Raw genomic sequence first — 16,227 nt, 5'->3', positions numbered from 1 at the left:
TCCGTCTCTGTCCAATGCGCTGCGGATGACATGGACCTTTCCGCCGGGGTCATGACCGAGGTCAACGAGCTTCCGACACAACGGAGAGATCGGCCCCTTGGTGGTGCTGCGGTTACGACGGGAGGTTAGATCGACCGTAAGGCCGCTTTCGACATGACGGGCGACGTAAGAGCCGATCAGTTCGATGGTGTGCATGGCGGTGAGGACCGCTGGGATCAATGCAGGATACCTTTCCTGTGGGTGGTGATTTGATGATGAAGGGGCGCACTGGCGGAGCCTCCCTGTGACCGGCATTCCTTGCGGTGCGGTGGAGGCAATTTACGAGCGCCGAGGGTTTGGCTGAACATTGGCACCAGAGACGAACCGGAGCGCGTCTGTGGTCGTTGCCGCAAACGTTGTCCGTGTGGCGTTGCAGTGGGGATGACGGAGCCTGTCGGATGCCTGTCACAGATCGCCCAGGGCGAAGACAGACTGCGCAACTCCGGTTGACCTACAGGGCTGGGGAGATCGCTGATCCTCCTCATTACAGGCGGGACCTCGGTGGAATGCTTCCGCGTGGGTGCCACGGAGATCACCTGCGAGAGGAGAGCTGCAGTCTCGGCCCAAGGCTGACACGCAGGTGTGGACCGTGGTTCACTGCGGTGGTGCTCTGGATCAGGGGAGGAGGAGGTGATTGACACCCTCCCCTCTCAAGGGAACTGAAGCAGGACCGTAGCCCACCAAGGTCTCAACCATAGTGTAGAACTATAGATGAACCCCCGGCCCACCTACTGTTGCCCCAATTTGCCCAGAGCACTGTCGGTAGGCTTCCCGGCGCCCGTCGAAGTCTGCCCCGTTGATCTCGACAAGCTCCATCCGGTTGGCATCGCGTGGCATGTTTGACCGAGCAATCCGCTTGGCGCGGCACAATCGTTTCGAGCGGAAGACAGACTGACGGCCACCGCTCAGGGTCTCGTCCCCGTCGAAGTATGTCACCGCGAAATATCGAACTGGTCGTGATTGCTTGGCCCCGGTGTGTGCCATGGTGATTTCCTTTCGCGGTGTCGATGGATGGTGGGTGCAAAATCGAAATGAAATTGCTCCTGTTGTCCCTATTCGGCTCGCAGGCACCGTAGCGGCCTCCTGAGCGCGTTCTGCGGTTGCGGCTATGGTGATGGCAGGAAGACACTGCCGCCTCTGGAAAGCCGCTACCGCAGCAGTGTACGGCATCCGCTATGAGGACCGAGAGGAGACCCTATCCAAGACCCTCGACACTTGCGTAGGCGTCCACTTGCCGCCCCGGGATGTCGGAATGTTCATGCTGTCCAACGTCTCGGCTATCGCGCTCAGGGTTTGTCCCGACGCCCTCAACGGCCCGACAATCTTCATGACCTTCGCTGCCTCGGCATCCGCCTTCTGTTGGATCGCGTCGTTGCGCTTCATCGTCTTGTCGCGGAGGCCACCGAGACGGACGCCCCGCCCCTTGGCAGCCTTCAGCGCCGCCTTGGTCCTCTCCGAAATGAACGTCCGCTCCTGCTCGGCCAGCGCTGCGTAGATGTGGAGCTGGAACTTGTCCGCTTGGGGCATCTGCGCGACCCGGAGCTTCACCCTCTTGTCGTCCATCAGCGTGGCGATGAACGAGACCTTGCGGCTCAGCCGGTCCAGCTTGGCAACCAACAGTTCGGCCCCGGTCTTGCGCACCAGTTCCAACGCCTTGGTCAGTTCAGGGGGTTCGTTGTCCGCCCCTGATTGCACGTCACGGAACTCCCCGATGATCTCGAAAGGGATGTTGGAGAACTTGTCGAGGAAGATGGCGATGTCCCGCTCCTGAGCTTCCAGCCCGAGACCGCTGCGGCCCTGATCTTCGGTGCTCACTCGGATGTAAATGACGTACTGCTGCATGTCCGATCTCCGTTGGCGGAAGGAACATGTCAGGCGCTTTATCAAATGTCAACGTTCGTTGTGCATGTAAATCGAAATGAAATCAGTAGGCATCGATCTCCTTCCGTCAAGTCGCGGTACCACCGCCACGCAACGAGGGCAAGGCACTCAGGTGGGTGTCCTCCTATCGATGAGCTGGAGCATCGCCGAGCGCGAACCGAGGACACCCGAACCGGAGCATCGCCGCACCGTAATAGATCGGACGGGGGCCAGGGGGGAAGCCAGCTTGAGCTGCTCATCTGAATGGATGCCAGAGAAATTTCCGCCAAAAATCTGAGGCATGATGCGAACTACCGTTTCCACTATCCGTCGTTCGTCTCCGGTGCGGGCCTCTGAGCGCGTTCCTCTATCCAAGCCCGCCGTTGTTCGGCCTCGGCGTCTCGATCTGCTTTCGCGTAGACATCAGCCTTAATGTGGTGGCGGCCCTGAGCCACACTTTTCCAGTCTTCTCGGAGCTTTTTCATCTGTTCAGCAATCTGAACGAGCGGACTTGCAGCCCCCAGCCGACTAACATCGTCGTAGTCCGCCAAACTCAGCACGTACGTCAGCGCTTCACGCTTCTGCGCCTTCGGGCTCGGTCTCCAACCAATCGTGACCCGGTACGCTCGATCCGTAAGCCTGCTGTTCTCGCAGAGGCTACTCTTGATGGACTGCGTCGGGCGAAGGATGCTGATGTGTTGCAGGGGGACGCCATTAGCCTCGCTGCGCTCAGATAGCCTTGGAAGTGGTGGGTCAAAACTGACCTCGATGTCGTAGGCGACGGCGTTTCCCGAGTTCGCCACGACGATGTCAACCCAATGCATCGCCCACAGATTGGGCTCAAACGTCACGGTAACGTGAGCTTGGGAGGTTGCCCGAGAGAGAACACGAGTTTCTTTCGCGAGCACCCACGTCAAGTAGCCGAGGGCCACGCTTGTAGCCGCAGTCACTATGGCGGCGATGGTCTGCCAATTTGCTTGGTCTTTGACGAAATTGAGCGCCGGAAGAAGATGTTCCATATTTGCGTCCTGCCGATTGAGCCAGTCCCGAGGTCGCCAAGCCAGCAGAACGCGATAGTCGATGCAAGGGTTTTGCTCGGTTTACTCCGTCAATTGCGGCAGCTCAACCGGTTCGCTTACACGTTGACGCGCTCGGTCAAGTGGCTTCACCTCATATCGTGGGTACTTCGCCAGAGCTGCTGCCTTGGCCTCATTGGTGGCGATGCCGTAGTCGTCCCCCTCGGCGTCAGTGTCATGGCCGGTGATCGAGAAGCGAACGTCACGAGATATGCCAAGGTTACGGCCCAGCGTCATGAACCGATGTCGCCAAGCATGGTTCGGTGCCACCTCCGGGTCCGTGACGATCTCTCGGACAAAGTCGCGAACGCGGTTCTTCGTGGTGCGCCAAGCGCCTCTCTGGGCTTTCTCGGTGTCACCGAAGACCTTCATGAAGAGATGGCCGTTAGCTGCCTTGGATACGAACTCGGGGAAGCCCTGTTCAACGAGGTGGGGATGCAGCGGAACATCGCGGTACTCCCCGTCCTTCACCGTGCCAGCCTCGGGGGTTATGCGGATGATCCAGAGACCATTCTCTTGCCGGAGGTCTTGCTTTCGGAGCTGGACCATTTCCCCGATGCGGGCGCCAGAATAGGCGCAAAGCCATGGCACCCAGCGCCTCGCATTCGACAGGTGCGCCGACGCCTTGCCCGTTCTCTTGTGGTGAAACGCATCTGACAGAATGGCGACGGCCTCTTCATCAGTGAAGCCCGGGTCTCGGGTCCGCTTCTTCTTGACCTTCGCGACCTTTACACCCTCGGCAGGATTATGGCTCACCTTCCGGTTAGCGATGCCCCACGCGTAGAGCTGCCGAATGCCGGATATGTCTCCCCCGCCAATCGTCTTGAGGCTGACGCCCTGAGAAAGCCTATGGTCCTTGAATGCAATGATGTCGTCTTCGGTCACCGCACGTGCATCATCGTGACCGAGGAACTCGGAGAGCTGCTGCGCCACCCGCTGATATGCCTCATGGGTGCTGACCGCCCTGCCGGCCATCTTGTTCTCGCGCCACCAGCCTTCAGCCAATCCAGTGATGGTCTGAGACCCCTTTGGCAGGGGCTTCGCGGACTTCGCCTCCCTCGACAACTCCAGCGGCGGGAAGCGTGTCACGACCGTGTCGGGGCTATAGTCGCCCCCGGCGTTCTGCGCGAGGCGAACTGAAGCCTGAGACACCGACACGCCAACGGCACTTATGAGAGCGGAGCGGCTGTCCTTGTCGACGACAAGCCGATGTTTCGCCAAGATCAGATCAACAGTGGGGCCGAACCACCGCTCCCGTGCGTCCGGGGCCATGCTCTTGATCTGCAGCTGGACGATCTGCTTCCATGTCTCGGGCGAACCGGGATTATCCTCGAAAGACGCAACAAGCTCGCGATAGGCTTCGCCAGCCAGCGCGGCGATCTGCTTTTGGGTCAGCCGCTTCGGGCCCTCGCGGAGGGCTTGCCAGACGCTATCGAGGTAGGCCAGCGCTACGGCCTGACGTTCCTTGGCTTCTCTCGGGTCGCGCGTCCTCAGAGAGATCGTTATCTCCGACGCATTCTCGCCAACGACCATATGGAAGATTTCGCCCCCAACAGGGACGGCCAAGGATGTTCCTCTGGCTTTTTCGAGAATGTCCAGAGGAATGCGCTTACGGAGCTGATGGAATGAGGAGCCTTTGCGGCGCATTGGGCATGCCATTCTGATGCGCATGTGTGTCACCCGTGTGTAGCACTCGGGTGAGCGAAAGGTCACGCAATATCAGTTAGTTGAACGTTCTCAACACGTTCGAAGGGAAATGGTGCCCAGAAGAGGACTCGAACCTCCACGCCTCGCGGCACAGGTACCTGAAACCTGCGCGTCTACCAATTCCGCCATCTGGGCGACGGACCGGCATGTAAAAGGCCCGGGCCGAAGTGTCAACAGGCATTTTGAAGTTTTCGTGTCGGATCACGAAAAAGCACCGGAGAGTGGCTCCGCTTCGTCGTGCCCCGCCTTCCGCCGGTCCAGTCGGAGCAGTCCAGCCCGCAAGGATAGGGCAAGAATTTCAGTGACATGAGTGCCGGAGAGGCGCATGCTTCCTCCGACGGCTGATCGGCGCGGAAATCCTTTGGCTGAGCACGCGGCGCGCGACCCGACGTCATGGAATAAACCAACCAAAACAAACGTCTATGGAGCGGGGACAAACCGGAAAGCACGTCTTTCGGAAAGTGAGGAAAAAATGACGGGATTTCGGAATTTCGTTATGAGCTGCGCGCTGGCGGCCGCCTCCATGATTCCCCCTGTCGCGCCTGCCCAGGCCATGCCGCGTCCGGTGCTCGATATAGCAATCGGGCCACCCGCAGATGTCCAGACCGTCACCCATCGCGGCTGGGGCTATTATCCGCGCTGGCGGGGCGGCTACTATGGTGGCTGGCCGGGCTACCATCCCGGCTATCGCCGGGCCGGAATCAGCTTCTATTTCGGGCCGGGTGTCGGATACTATCCGGGGCCCTACTACTATGGGAACCGATATTATTACGGGACCCGCTATTACGGCCCGGGCTATTACCCCGGTTACTATCCCTATCGGTATTATCGCGGCTACTATCCGTACCGGTACTATGGCCCCGGTTACGGCCATCGGTACTACCGACCGGGCTATTACGGGGGCGTCATGATCCGCGGCTGGTAGGGCCCGCTCGAACGAGGCGCGGCGGCACTTCCGCCGAGCTTCCTTGGTTTTTGAAGCTGCGACTGGGCAAGCTGCCGCGTCGCGCATCGCAGAAGGACTGCGCTCGCACAGATACGGCGAAGATGTTCGCCGTATCTTCGGAAGGCAGGCAACCTCGGCATCATTAAGGCGCAGTTAACCTCGGCCGCCTATCGTTTCAGACCGGTACAATCAGATGGCGGATTGAAACGATGCTGCTTCCGACCCAGCAGGCAAGCGCGACCGTCTCGACCACCCTCGTGGGCTCGATCATCGAGGACATCGAAAAACGCCGCGCGGAGGAAGAGGAAAAGGCGAAAGCGACCAAGGAGGACAAGATCCTCAAGGCGCGGATCAAGTCGGACGAGGCACAGAAGGCCGCCAACGACAAGATCAACAACCACTTTTTCAATCGCGCCGTGCTCGATGTCACGGAGCTCAAGCTCGAACTGACCGGCAAGCTCGGCGAGCTCGTCGGCCTGGAGCGAGCGGATGGCCAATCGGCCTACGCCTACGGGCGTCAGCTCGAAGAGGCTCTTTCCAGTCTTGAGCCAGAACGGATCCGCATGGTCGAGAAGACGCTCGGCCTCGATGCGCTGGACCTTTCGCTCTCGGAAGTCCTTGCCGCGATCAAGAATCCCTACGGCACGGAAGACGACAAGCTTGAAGCGGCGCTGCAAACGAAGGCGCAGGATGGCGGGCTCAACGCCGTCGAAACGGCAAAGGTGCTGCAACGGCTGGAGGATGCCGCCAATCCGAAATCGCTCGAGGAACTGAAACTCGAACGGACGGAGAGCGATCCGACTCGCGTCGAGGATGCGGAGACCCATGCCGAGCGCGAGAAGACGATCCGCGCGCTCGAAGCCAGGGACAAGCTCGACGACGTCAAGGAACTGCATGAAGCCGTAAGGAAGCGGAACGAGGTCGCCGCCGATACCGACGCCGGAAAGGCAGCGCCCGAAGAAGAAGGCATCGATGCAGCCGAGATGCTGACCGTTCTCGCCGCCGGCGCCGAGGTCGCGGAAACGCAGGCGCGGAACGATGACCGCGACAACGAGCAGACTGCCTCGGAAAGCCGAGGCAGTGAGCGTGACAACGCCGGCATCACCAAGGAAGAGGCGAGCCTGATGGCGGCGATCCATGAGGACGGCGAAAAGCAGGCCGAGAAGCAGGCAGACGAGGCACGCGATCTCTTCGTTCTTCACGTCGACGAAGATGGCATCTACGACTTCATCAGGCGCAAGCTGGCTGGATCACAGCAGTAGGCTGATTATCGCTTTCTGACGATTCCGAGGCGGGCCATGACTTCCTTCGGAATGCCGTAGCGGCGGACCGCGTCGCGACTGTCGCGCAGGCCGCATATCTCGCGCTGAATGAGGAAGGCCCAGACAGCGTCCGCTGCCTCGTCGAGAAGGCGCTCACGGACGGCCGGTCCGTCCTTGCTCCTGTCGAACCGATTGAGCGCCGCAATTGCGCTTTCGACCTTCAAGCCATTTCGACCGAGCGCGTCCGCACGCTCCGCCATCAGCTCATATTCGAGCACATTCACGCCGCTCCTTGTATCAAAGCGGCCCAGCGATTGCGGCGGTCGAAATGTCATCGGCAGCTCCGTGAAAGCGACGGCATGATTCCTTAAATCGGAGTCGATCCAAGGGCAAAATCATGCAGCAATTCAAAGTGCTGCAGCGACCTTGCGTGTCCGCTTGGACGCGCGGCGCTGCAGGGGCAGGATGGACCGGGAATGGCCCTCACGCAAGGCCCCCATCAGCCTCGGCGCAGCGGGCGGTATGGTTAAGATTTCATAAACTCCTTTGGCTTATCCTTAACGATCATGCCCTACATGCGAAAATTCAAAGCGTTACTGCGTCCATTGCGCACCTGAAGACGCAAGGCGCTGCCAGTCTCCGCGGCCAAGCCGTGGCTGGCGCGGCCAACTGGGCCGTTACGCGCATGAAGCGCCCTCCGATAGCGATTCAAAGTTCTACAGCGGCCTATGCGCGTCTAAGGGACGCGCGGCTCTGTAACGAAGTGGAAACCGGAATGCTGCCCATTCTCACGATCAGAAACGCGGTCGGCCCAGGCGACGTATCCACGTCGCAGATCCGTCATGCAGCGCTTCCATCGGGTCAGCGCGCCGAGGCGATCCAGAAAATTCTCGACGCGCTCAGCCGTCATCTATCCGGTAAGGAGGTGCTTTCCAGGGACGCGCTGGTGCGGCTGATGGAGGACTTGGCGCGCATCCTCAGGTTTCCGCCCTTGCCGCAGGAAAGCGGCCGCGACTTCGTCAAGCGCTTGATCGGTTTCCTTCAGTCCATGCCGATGCCGGAGCGGCTACTCCTGGAGCGGCAACTCGGCGGACGCAATCTCGCACACCGCCTCGCCGTGCTAACCGCCATGCCGTCCAGCCACGGCGAAAGAACCGCACCAGCAGGCGCCGATGCAGGACTTCCGCAATCTCAGGCAAGGGAAGCGATCCGCAACCTGCCGGTGCAGGCAGCCGCGCCGCCCCAGTTCGCCGCAATAAAAGCGTCCGCATCCAGCGATATCGCACTGCTTCAGTCGATTCTGAAGAAGACCTTCAGCGCAGACGACGAGGGCGACCCGGTCGAGGCGATGATCGAGGAAGCGCGGGACGATGCGCCGAAGGACGCCAAACGATCGGATGCCAAGCAGACGCCGGATACGCGCGCGCAGCGGACGCTCGTTTCGGCCCATCCGGATATGGAGACAGCGGCACCGATTACAGGCGGCGCCACGCAGGGTGAAGTGGCTGAAACCGATGCGGCGCTCACAGAAACGCTGCCAGAAGGCGAAGTGGCCGACACCAGCATCGAGGTCGCCGCCAACACGGCTGGCGAAGCGGAGAGCTTCGACGCCCCTGCGTCCGACCCACCCCTCCCCGCCATGCCGGAAGACGCCGAGCCGGCAAGCGACGCCGAGAAGGCCTTGCCCGAAGGCGGGGTTGCCGCAGCGGCTGACGACGACGGGCTCGACGCGGACGGCACCTACGGCCGCCCCGCGCCCGACCCAGAAGGCGACGGGAACGGCACGCGACCTGCTGGTCCACGCGCCGAGCCCGTCGGTCAGGCTGCGCGTTTATCCTCCGACGCCGTAAAAGCGCTTGTCCGAGAGGGCCTCGCCCTTCCCGAAATCTTGGTCGAGAACGGAAAGCTGGCGGAACCGAAGGGCGGTGAGACCGGCGAGCGGATGCCGGCCGCGCCGGCGGAAAGCGATGCGGCGGAACATTCGCCGCTGGTGCGCGCCCGAAACGAGACGGCCGAGGCCGTTCCGATGAGCAACCCGGGATCCGCCGACCAACCGGACAAGATCGCGGCACCGCGCTCGGCGATTCAAGCGAGAACCTCAAATCCCGGCGACGATCCGACGTTGCAGCAGATGATCACCCGTCTCGTCGAAAACGGGCTTCCCCGCGAGGCGATACCGTTCGCCCTCGTTCCCTACCCTCCGGCCAAGGCGGACGCCGAAGATGCTGCTGGGAGGGCCGACTGGCAGGAACACGCGAGTGACAGCGAGGACGATGCCGGAGCGGACGCAGAGGACGACGAAGGCGATCGCCAAGCGCCCAAGGAATCCTCGGACGGTGGAGCGGAAGAGAAGAGCGACGAGCCCGGCGTCATCGATGCCTATGATCTCTACAGAAAGCTCGGCGGCCTTGGTTAGCCTCTACAGCGCCGCGCGTCTTATCAGACGCGCATTGGACGCTGTAGCACTTTGAATTGCTGCATGTTTTTATCCTTAAAGCGGCTATGATTTAAGGAAACATGCAAGTAGGTTCTTATCGCGCTCAACGAAAAAGCCCGCGGAGATCGCTCTCCGCGGGCTCGTTATTTTCAGATCCTCAACGATTACTCGTTGGTCTGGCGGTTCTTCAGAGCGGCGCCGAGAATGTCGCCGAGCGAAGCGCCGGAGTCGGACGAACCGAACTGAGCGACGGCTTCCTTCTCTTCCGCGATTTCCAGGGCCTTGATCGACAGCTGGATCTTGCGGTCCTTCTTGGAGAAGTTGGTGACGCGGGCGTCGACAACCTGACCAACCGAGAAGCGCTCCGGACGCTGTTCGTCACGGTCACGCGACAGGTCCGCACGACGGATGAACGAGGTGATGTCTTCGTGGTTCACGAGCTTCACTTCGATGCCACCATCGTTGATCGCGATGACTTCGGCCGAAACAACGGCGTTCTTGCGCAGTTCGCCGGAGGCGGCAGCTTCACCGACGGAATCCTTGCCGAGCTGCTTGATGCCGAGCGAGATGCGCTCCTTCTCGACGTCCACATCGAGAACGACAGCACGGACGACATCGCCCTTGTTGTATTCTTCGATGACCTGCTCGCCCGGACGGTTCCAGTCGAGGTCGGAGAGGTGGACCATGCCGTCGACATCGCCGTCGAGGCCGATGAACAGGCCGAATTCGGTCTTGTTCTTGACTTCGCCTTCGACTTCGGTGCCAGCCGGGTGGCTATGCGCGAATGCCTGCCACGGGTTCTCGAGCGTCTGCTTGAGGCCGAGCGAGATACGACGCTTGGTCGGATCGACTTCGAGAACGACAACGTCGACTTCCTGGCTGGTGGACAGGATCTTGCCGGGGTGAACGTTCTTCTTGGTCCAGGACATTTCGGAGATGTGGATCAGGCCTTCGATGCCCGGCTCCAGCTCGACGAACGCACCGTAGTCGGTGATGTTCGTGACGGTACCGGAGATCTTCTTGCCGACCGGATACTTCGCGCCGATGCCATCCCACGGATCGGACTCGAGCTGCTTCATGCCGAGCGAGATGCGGTGGGTTTCCTGGTTGATGCGGATGATCTGAACCTTGACCTGCTGGCCGATGTTCAGGATTTCCGACGGATGGTTGACGCGACGCCATGCCATGTCGGTGACGTGCAGCAGGCCGTCGATGCCGCCGAGGTCGACGAACGCACCGTAATCGGTGATGTTCTTGACGACACCCTCGACAACCTGGCCTTCCTCGAGGTTCTGAACGATTTCAGAACGCTGCTCGGCGCGGGACTCTTCCAGAACCGTACGACGCGAGACCACGATGTTGCCGCGGCGCTTGTCCATCTTGAGGATTTCGAAGGGCTGCGGGTTGTGCATGAGGGGCGTGACGTCGCGGATCGGACGGATATCGACCTGCGAACGCGGCAGGAAGGCTACGGCGCCGTCGAGATCGACGGTGAAGCCGCCCTTGACCTGGTTGAAGATGATGCCTTCGACGCGTTCGCCGGCTTCGAACTTCACTTCCAGGCGCTGCCAGCTTTCTTCGCGGCGAGCCTTTTCGCGCGACAGAACGGCTTCGCCGAGCGCGTTTTCGATACGCTCGACGTAGACTTCGACTTCGTCGCCGACCTTGAGCGAGCCGTCCTTGGCCTTGGCGCCGAATTCCTTCAGCGGTACGCGGCCTTCGACCTTCAGACCGACGTCGACGATTGCGACGTCCTTTTCGATCGCGGTGATGACGCCCTTGGCGACATAGCCTTCGGCGAGGTCCGTCTTGGCGAAGGACTCTTCGAGAAGCGCCGCGAAATCATCACGGGTGGGGTTGGTTGCAGACATAAAATCTCCTGATGCATCTCAAGAAGAGACGCACATGCGCCGGGGGTTAGCGTTAAACTGGCCTGAACCCAGTCCGCCCCACTTGAAGGAGCAATCCGGCGCGTGGACGGAATTTCAGGCTTTAAAAGAAGGCGATCCGGCAGGAGCCGATGATGGCTTTCTTCAAATCTTCCTTTGCAAGGCCGCGTCGATCAACGTCTTCGCCGCCTGGAATGCCGCCTCTATACTCATTTCGGAAGTGTCAAGCAAGTGCGCATCCGCGGCCGGCCGAAGCGGGCTGTCGGCCCGGCCCATATCGCGCTCGTCGCGCTTTTTCACATCCGCGAAGATCGCGTCGTAATCGGCCGAGCCACCGCCGGCGACGATCTCGTCGTAACGCCGTTTCGCCCTGACTTCCGGCGAGGCCGTCACGTAGAGCTTCACGGCGGCGTCAGGGCAGACGACGGTGCCGATATCGCGCCCGTCGAGCACGGCTCCGGGTTCCCGCCGCGAAAACGCGCGCTGTGCCTCGACGAGCGCGCGACGAACGGCTGGCATCACCGCGATCTTCGACGCCGCCTCGCCGATCGCGTGGGCGGACAGCACCGACCGGTCGAGACCGGAAAGGTCGACATTGCGCGCCATCTTCTCGGCAACCGCCTCGTCATCGAGCGGCAGCCCGGCATCGAGAAGCGCCTTGGCGGTGGCGCGATAGGTAAGCCCGGTATCGAGGTGGTGGAAACCGTATTCCTCGGCAACCCGGCGTGAGAGCGTTCCCTTGCCGGCCGCGGCGGGCCCGTCGATGGCGATTATGAAAGTCATCAAGCGATCTTGGCTTCCGTCTGTTCGATCTTCGCGCCCAGCCCCGTCATCAGATCCATAAACTCCGGGAAGCTGGTTGCGATCATCGTCGCGTCGTCGACGGTCACCGGATGTTCGGACGCGAGCCCCATGACGAGGAAGCTCATGGCGATGCGGTGGTCGAGATGGGTTTTGACCTTGCCACCGGAAGCATTGCCGAGGCCCTTGCCGCCGGGGCGGCCGCGGACGACCAGCGAGGCTTCGCCCTCGTCGCAGTCGACGCCGTTGAGCTTCAGGCCATCGGCGACGGCGGAGAGGCGGTCGGATTCCTTGACGCGCAGCTCATCGAGGCCGTTCATGACTGTCGAGCCTTCGGCGAAGGCGGCGGCGACGGCGAGCACGGGGTATTCGTCGATCATCGACGGGGCGCGCTCTTCGGGCACGGTGACGCCCTTCAGCTCCGAATAACGCACGCGGAGATCGGCGACATCCTCGCCGCCGGCAAGGCGCGCATTCATGACTTCGATGTTGGCGCCCATCTCCTGCAGCGTCAGGATGAGGCCCGTGCGCGTCGGATTCATCAAGACGTTCAAAATGGTGACATCCGAGCCCGGCACGAGAAGGGCGGCCACCAGCGGGAAGGCCGTCGAGGACGGATCGCCTGGGACATCGATCACCTGGCCAGTCAGCCTGCCGCGCCCTTCGAGGCGAATGGTGCGCACGCCTTGCGTATCGGTCTCGACCGTCAGGTTGGCGCCGAAACCCTGCAGCATCTTTTCCGTATGGTCGCGCGTCATCACCGGCTCGATGACGGTGGTGATGCCGGGCGTGTTGAGGCCGGCGAGCAGGACAGCCGATTTCACCTGGGCGGAGGCCATCGGCACGCGATAGGTGATCGGGTTCGGCGTCTTCGGTCCATGCAGCGTTACCGGCAGCCGGTCGCCCTCGGCCGATTTCACCTGGACGCCCATTTCCCTCAGCGGGTTCAGCACGCGCCCCATCGGCCGCTTTGTGAGCGAGGCATCGCCGATGAAAGTGGAGTCGAAATCATAGACGCCGACAAGGCCCATGGTCAGCCGGCAGCCGGTGCCGGCATTGCCGAAATCGAGCGGCGCTTCCGGCGCGAGCAGCGCGCCGTTGCCGACGCCGTCGATAATCCAGGTGTCGCCCTCCTTGCGGATCTTGGCGCCCATGGCCTGCATCGCCTTGCCGGTGTTGATCACGTCCTCGCCCTCGAGCAGGCCGGTGATGCGCGTCTCGCCCGCGGCAAGACCGCCGAACATGAAGGAGCGATGCGAGATCGACTTGTCGCCGGGAATGCGGACCGTGCCCTTGAGATCGGAAGACTTGCTTGCGGTGGCAGGCCGCGGGCTTGAGCCATGGGACATGATGTTTTTCCTCTGACAATCCGGCTGCCGGCGGCCACGGAACATCACGCGCTTCTCGCGCGTTGGGAAGCGGACCGCCGGTCTCGCCGGCTCCCTAACATAAAGCACAAATAGGGTCATCCTCCCGGACGAAGAAAATGCGAGCGAGGCCCGGCCGAAGTTTGTCTTTGACAGAAGTCGTCAAGACGATTATGGGGACCGGCTAATCATCATAAGCTTGATAACTTTCCACCCGCCGGCTTTCCGGCAAGAGCCGGTTCGTCCGGCCATTCAAGAGGCTTTGACTGTGGCAAAACCGGAACTTGGAACAAAGCGCATCGACCCGGAAACGGGGCGCAAATTCTACGATCTGAACCGTGATCCGATCGTCTCCCCCTATACGGGCAAGTCCTATCCGCTGTCCTTCTTCGAGGAGAGCTCCGTCGCCAAGGTGCTCGAGAAGGAGGAAGAGGAAGACGTAACGGAAGTCGATACGGAGAACACGGAAGTCGAGCTCGTCTCGCTCGAGGATGCCGACGACGAGGCATCGGGCGGCGACGACCTGCCGGATCTCGGTGACGACGATGTCGAGATCGACGGCGACGACGACGACACCTTCCTGGAGACCGACGAAGACGAGGACGACGACGATATGAGCGACCTCATCGGCGTCTCCGACGAGGACGAAGACGTCTAAGCGTTTCAAAAGACGGACAAAAGCCGCTTCGGCCGCGAGACTATGCGGCGGCCGGGGCAGATGGCCGGAAGAGAAAATAAATCGCACCGGCCATAAATTTTCGGCTTGCCATCTGCAAAAAGCAGAAGTAATAAGCCGCCACTCGCCGGACACAACGCCCGACGATCTTCCCGGAACCGGCACTGCCGGACCCTGATGGGGCTATAGCTCAGCTGGGAGAGCGCTTGCATGGCATGCAAGAGGTCAGCGGTTCGATCCCGCTTAGCTCCACCAAACCTTATTGCATCCCAATAATCTACCCAGATGACAATCGGCATGTGACCGGTCTGCAGGGACGCGCGAGAGCGAAAAGCGGCGTCCGACGACCTACCGATCGATGCTCGCAATGCGCCGGCCGCGATGGGCAGTCTTCCTGCATGTTTCCTTAAATCCTACCCGATCTGAGGACAAAACATGCAGCAATTGAAAGTGCTGCAGCGTCCTTTGTGCGTCTGAAAAGACACACGGCGCTTTAGGAAACCCCAAAGCAAAGAAGCAGGGCATCTTCACTTGCGCTTCCGCAGGAAAGTGAAAATGCGCCGTGATATATTGCGGCCGATGCTCGTCCGGTATGGCGGGAGCAGAGGCATGAGGGTCATCATCTCCGCCGTCGTGGCGTGGCAACGCGATCGTAAACAGCGTCATCGGCGCACCGGATCGGCAAATCGGGAGGGGATCGACGCACTGCAGACCACAACAGGCGGTTTGGCGCAGCAGCAAGACGCCGCCAAAGCATGGAGGTTCCCCAATGCCTTTGTTCATCGTGCGCCATCAGCATTCGCCCGAAGCGTGCCCCGCGCGCGATCCGGCCATGGGCGCGATGCTGCTGAACCATCTGAGCCGGCCGAGCGCCGCTCGCAATGGCGTGGCCATCAAGGGCGAGGCCGTGGTCCGCGGTGCCCACTCGCTGTTCTTCATCGCCGAGGCGGCGGATGAGGCCGTCCTACAAGCATTCTTGACGCCGTTCCGGCAAGCCGGCGAGGTCGAAGTGATGCCGGCATCGACCTGCGCCGAAGTCGTGGCGAGCGGCGGCTGCGATGCACACCCGACGCAGGTTTCAACCACATCGCTCGACCCGGCGGATGCTTGCCAGGACGCCATCGAGGCGGGACTTGTGGTTCATAGCGCCTATCCGCTGAACGGCGAGACATCGGTGCGGGACCTCGCGGGCGGGGCCGTGATGCCCAATGGCCGGTTCTACTTGCGCAACCACTTCGATATTCCGAAACTCGACGGCGAGAGTTATCGCCTCTCGGTCGGCGGTATGGTCGAAAGGCCGCTGAGCCTGCGTATGAGGGACCTTCACAATCTTCATGCCGAGAGTCTCGTGGTGACCCTCGAATGCGCTGGTAACGGCCGCAGCCTGTTCGATCCGGCCGTGCCGGGCGAACCCTGGGGCCTGGGCGCCGTCAGTACCGCCGAATGGACCGGCGTTCCCTTGATCGAAGTGCTCGAACGGGCAGGCCTCAGACCCGGCGCAACGGAACTCACGTTCCGCGGCGCGGACGGCGGGCTCGTCGACGGTCACGATGCGCCGATACGTTTCGAACGCGGCCTCGGCTTCGACCAGATTCGCGAAACGGGCGCGCTGCTTGCCTACGAGATGAACGGCGAACCGCTGTCGTCACCTCACGGCTATCCGCTGCGGCTGATCGTGCCCGGCTGGTATGCCGTGGCGTCCGTCAAGTGGCTGACCGAGATCGTTGTTAGCGACAAGCCCTGCGAGGCCTACCATCAGACGGAGAAGTACTGGTACGAGTGGGTGCGGAACGGGAACGACGAGCGCGCGCCGGTGACCCTCATGAATGTGCGGGCGCTGATCGCTTCGCCCGATCAAGGGGAGAGCCTGCCGCGTGGGGAGACGGCGATCCGCGGCGTCGCCTGGTCTGGCGCCGGGAGCATCTGTCGGGTCGAGGTAAGCCTGAACGGCGGCCCATGGCACGAGGCACGACTCGTGGGCGAACGGCGGCCTGGGGCATGGCAATGGTGGGAGTTGATCACGCGGCTCGATCGGATCGGGCCGCTCGCCGTTCGGGCACGCGCCACCGACATGACCGGCCGAATCCAGCCTGAACGCGCCGAGTGGAACCGTATGGGCTACGGCAACAACTCGATCCACTCCGTCGCCGCACGGGTGATCTGACGC

At 61.6% G+C, this 16,227-nt stretch carries 13 protein-coding genes and 2 tRNA genes; 6 read left to right on the top strand and 9 right to left on the bottom strand.

Annotation, left to right across the window (positions count from 1 at the left end; genetic code table 11):
• Nucleotides 1–1,212 precede the first annotated feature (1,212 nt).
• From QA637_RS18055 to QA637_RS18040, 4 genes are all read right to left on the bottom strand, one after another.
• A complete protein-coding gene (locus QA637_RS18055) occupies nucleotides 1,213–1,881 on the bottom strand; it encodes a recombinase family protein (RefSeq protein WP_283062637.1) in 669 nt (222 codons plus the stop codon).
• A gap of 341 nt (nucleotides 1,882–2,222) precedes the next feature.
• Complete coding sequence (locus tag QA637_RS18050; RefSeq protein ID WP_283062634.1) at nucleotides 2,223–2,918, bottom strand: hypothetical protein; 696 nt, start codon at nucleotides 2,916–2,918, stop codon at nucleotides 2,223–2,225.
• A gap of 81 nt (nucleotides 2,919–2,999) precedes the next feature.
• Entirely contained in the window at nucleotides 3,000–4,541 is a 1,542-nt protein-coding gene (locus tag QA637_RS18045) for a DUF6538 domain-containing protein (protein ID WP_283062632.1), read from the bottom strand.
• 191 nt (nucleotides 4,542–4,732) lie between these two features.
• Nucleotides 4,733–4,817: transfer RNA gene (locus QA637_RS18040), tRNA-Leu, on the bottom strand.
• A 337-nt stretch (nucleotides 4,818–5,154) separates the two neighbouring features.
• On the opposite strand from QA637_RS18040, the gene QA637_RS18035 reads away from it, so the two are divergent.
• Nucleotides 5,155–5,607, top strand: a complete 453-nt coding sequence (locus tag QA637_RS18035) for a BA14K family protein (RefSeq protein ID WP_153442474.1) — start codon at nucleotides 5,155–5,157, stop codon at nucleotides 5,605–5,607.
• Between the two features lie 230 nt (nucleotides 5,608–5,837).
• Nucleotides 5,838–6,890, top strand: coding sequence for a hypothetical protein (locus QA637_RS18030; RefSeq protein ID WP_283062630.1), 1,053 nt, complete (start codon nucleotides 5,838–5,840; stop codon nucleotides 6,888–6,890).
• A 5-nt stretch (nucleotides 6,891–6,895) separates the two neighbouring features.
• Here QA637_RS18030 and QA637_RS18025 read toward each other — a convergent pair whose 3' ends face one another.
• Nucleotides 6,896–7,225, bottom strand: coding sequence for a DUF6665 family protein (locus tag QA637_RS18025; protein WP_153442472.1), 330 nt, complete (start codon nucleotides 7,223–7,225; stop codon nucleotides 6,896–6,898).
• 440 nt (nucleotides 7,226–7,665) lie between these two features.
• Here QA637_RS18025 and QA637_RS18020 point away from each other — a divergent pair, with 440 nt between their 5' ends.
• Nucleotides 7,666–9,306, top strand: coding sequence for a hypothetical protein (locus QA637_RS18020; protein ID WP_283062627.1), 1,641 nt, complete (start codon nucleotides 7,666–7,668; stop codon nucleotides 9,304–9,306).
• A 185-nt stretch (nucleotides 9,307–9,491) separates the two neighbouring features.
• On the opposite strand, the gene rpsA is transcribed toward QA637_RS18020, so the two are convergent.
• The 3 genes from rpsA to aroA form a co-directional block, all read right to left on the bottom strand.
• Nucleotides 9,492–11,198 (bottom strand): 30S ribosomal protein S1, encoded by a 1,707-nt coding sequence (gene rpsA / locus QA637_RS18015; protein ID WP_136509254.1) that lies wholly within the window; start codon nucleotides 11,196–11,198, stop codon nucleotides 9,492–9,494.
• 162 nt (nucleotides 11,199–11,360) lie between these two features.
• The gene (gene cmk, locus QA637_RS18010) at nucleotides 11,361–11,999 is read right to left on the bottom strand and encodes a (d)CMP kinase (RefSeq protein WP_153442470.1); all 639 of its coding nucleotides are present in this window, start codon (nucleotides 11,997–11,999) and stop codon (nucleotides 11,361–11,363) included.
• Nucleotides 11,999–13,366 (bottom strand): 3-phosphoshikimate 1-carboxyvinyltransferase, encoded by a 1,368-nt coding sequence (gene aroA / locus QA637_RS18005; protein WP_283062624.1) that lies wholly within the window; start codon nucleotides 13,364–13,366, stop codon nucleotides 11,999–12,001. Before aroA ends, cmk begins: the two co-directional genes overlap by 1 nt.
• 286 nt (nucleotides 13,367–13,652) lie before the next feature.
• On the opposite strand from aroA, the gene QA637_RS18000 reads away from it, so the two are divergent.
• Complete coding sequence (locus QA637_RS18000; protein ID WP_184108403.1) at nucleotides 13,653–14,042, top strand: TIGR02300 family protein; 390 nt, start codon at nucleotides 13,653–13,655, stop codon at nucleotides 14,040–14,042.
• A 197-nt stretch (nucleotides 14,043–14,239) separates the two neighbouring features.
• A tRNA-Ala gene (locus QA637_RS17995) sits at nucleotides 14,240–14,315 on the top strand.
• 93 nt (nucleotides 14,316–14,408) lie between these two features.
• On the opposite strand, the gene QA637_RS17990 is transcribed toward QA637_RS17995, so the two are convergent.
• Nucleotides 14,409–14,843, bottom strand: a complete 435-nt coding sequence (locus tag QA637_RS17990) for a hypothetical protein (protein WP_283062621.1) — start codon at nucleotides 14,841–14,843, stop codon at nucleotides 14,409–14,411.
• On the opposite strand from QA637_RS17990, the gene QA637_RS17985 reads away from it, so the two are divergent.
• On the top strand, nucleotides 14,830–16,224 hold the full coding sequence (locus tag QA637_RS17985; protein ID WP_283062619.1) for a sulfite oxidase: 1,395 nt from the start codon (nucleotides 14,830–14,832) through the stop codon (nucleotides 16,222–16,224). The two genes, QA637_RS17990 and QA637_RS17985, sit on opposite strands and share 14 nt — an antisense overlap.
• Nucleotides 16,225–16,227: the final 3 nt, after the last annotated feature.

It is taken from the genome of Sinorhizobium terangae (assembly GCF_029714365.1).
GTDB lineage: Bacteria > Pseudomonadota > Alphaproteobacteria > Rhizobiales > Rhizobiaceae > Sinorhizobium > Sinorhizobium terangae.
This window is presented reverse-complemented; position numbering and strand designations above follow the sequence as displayed.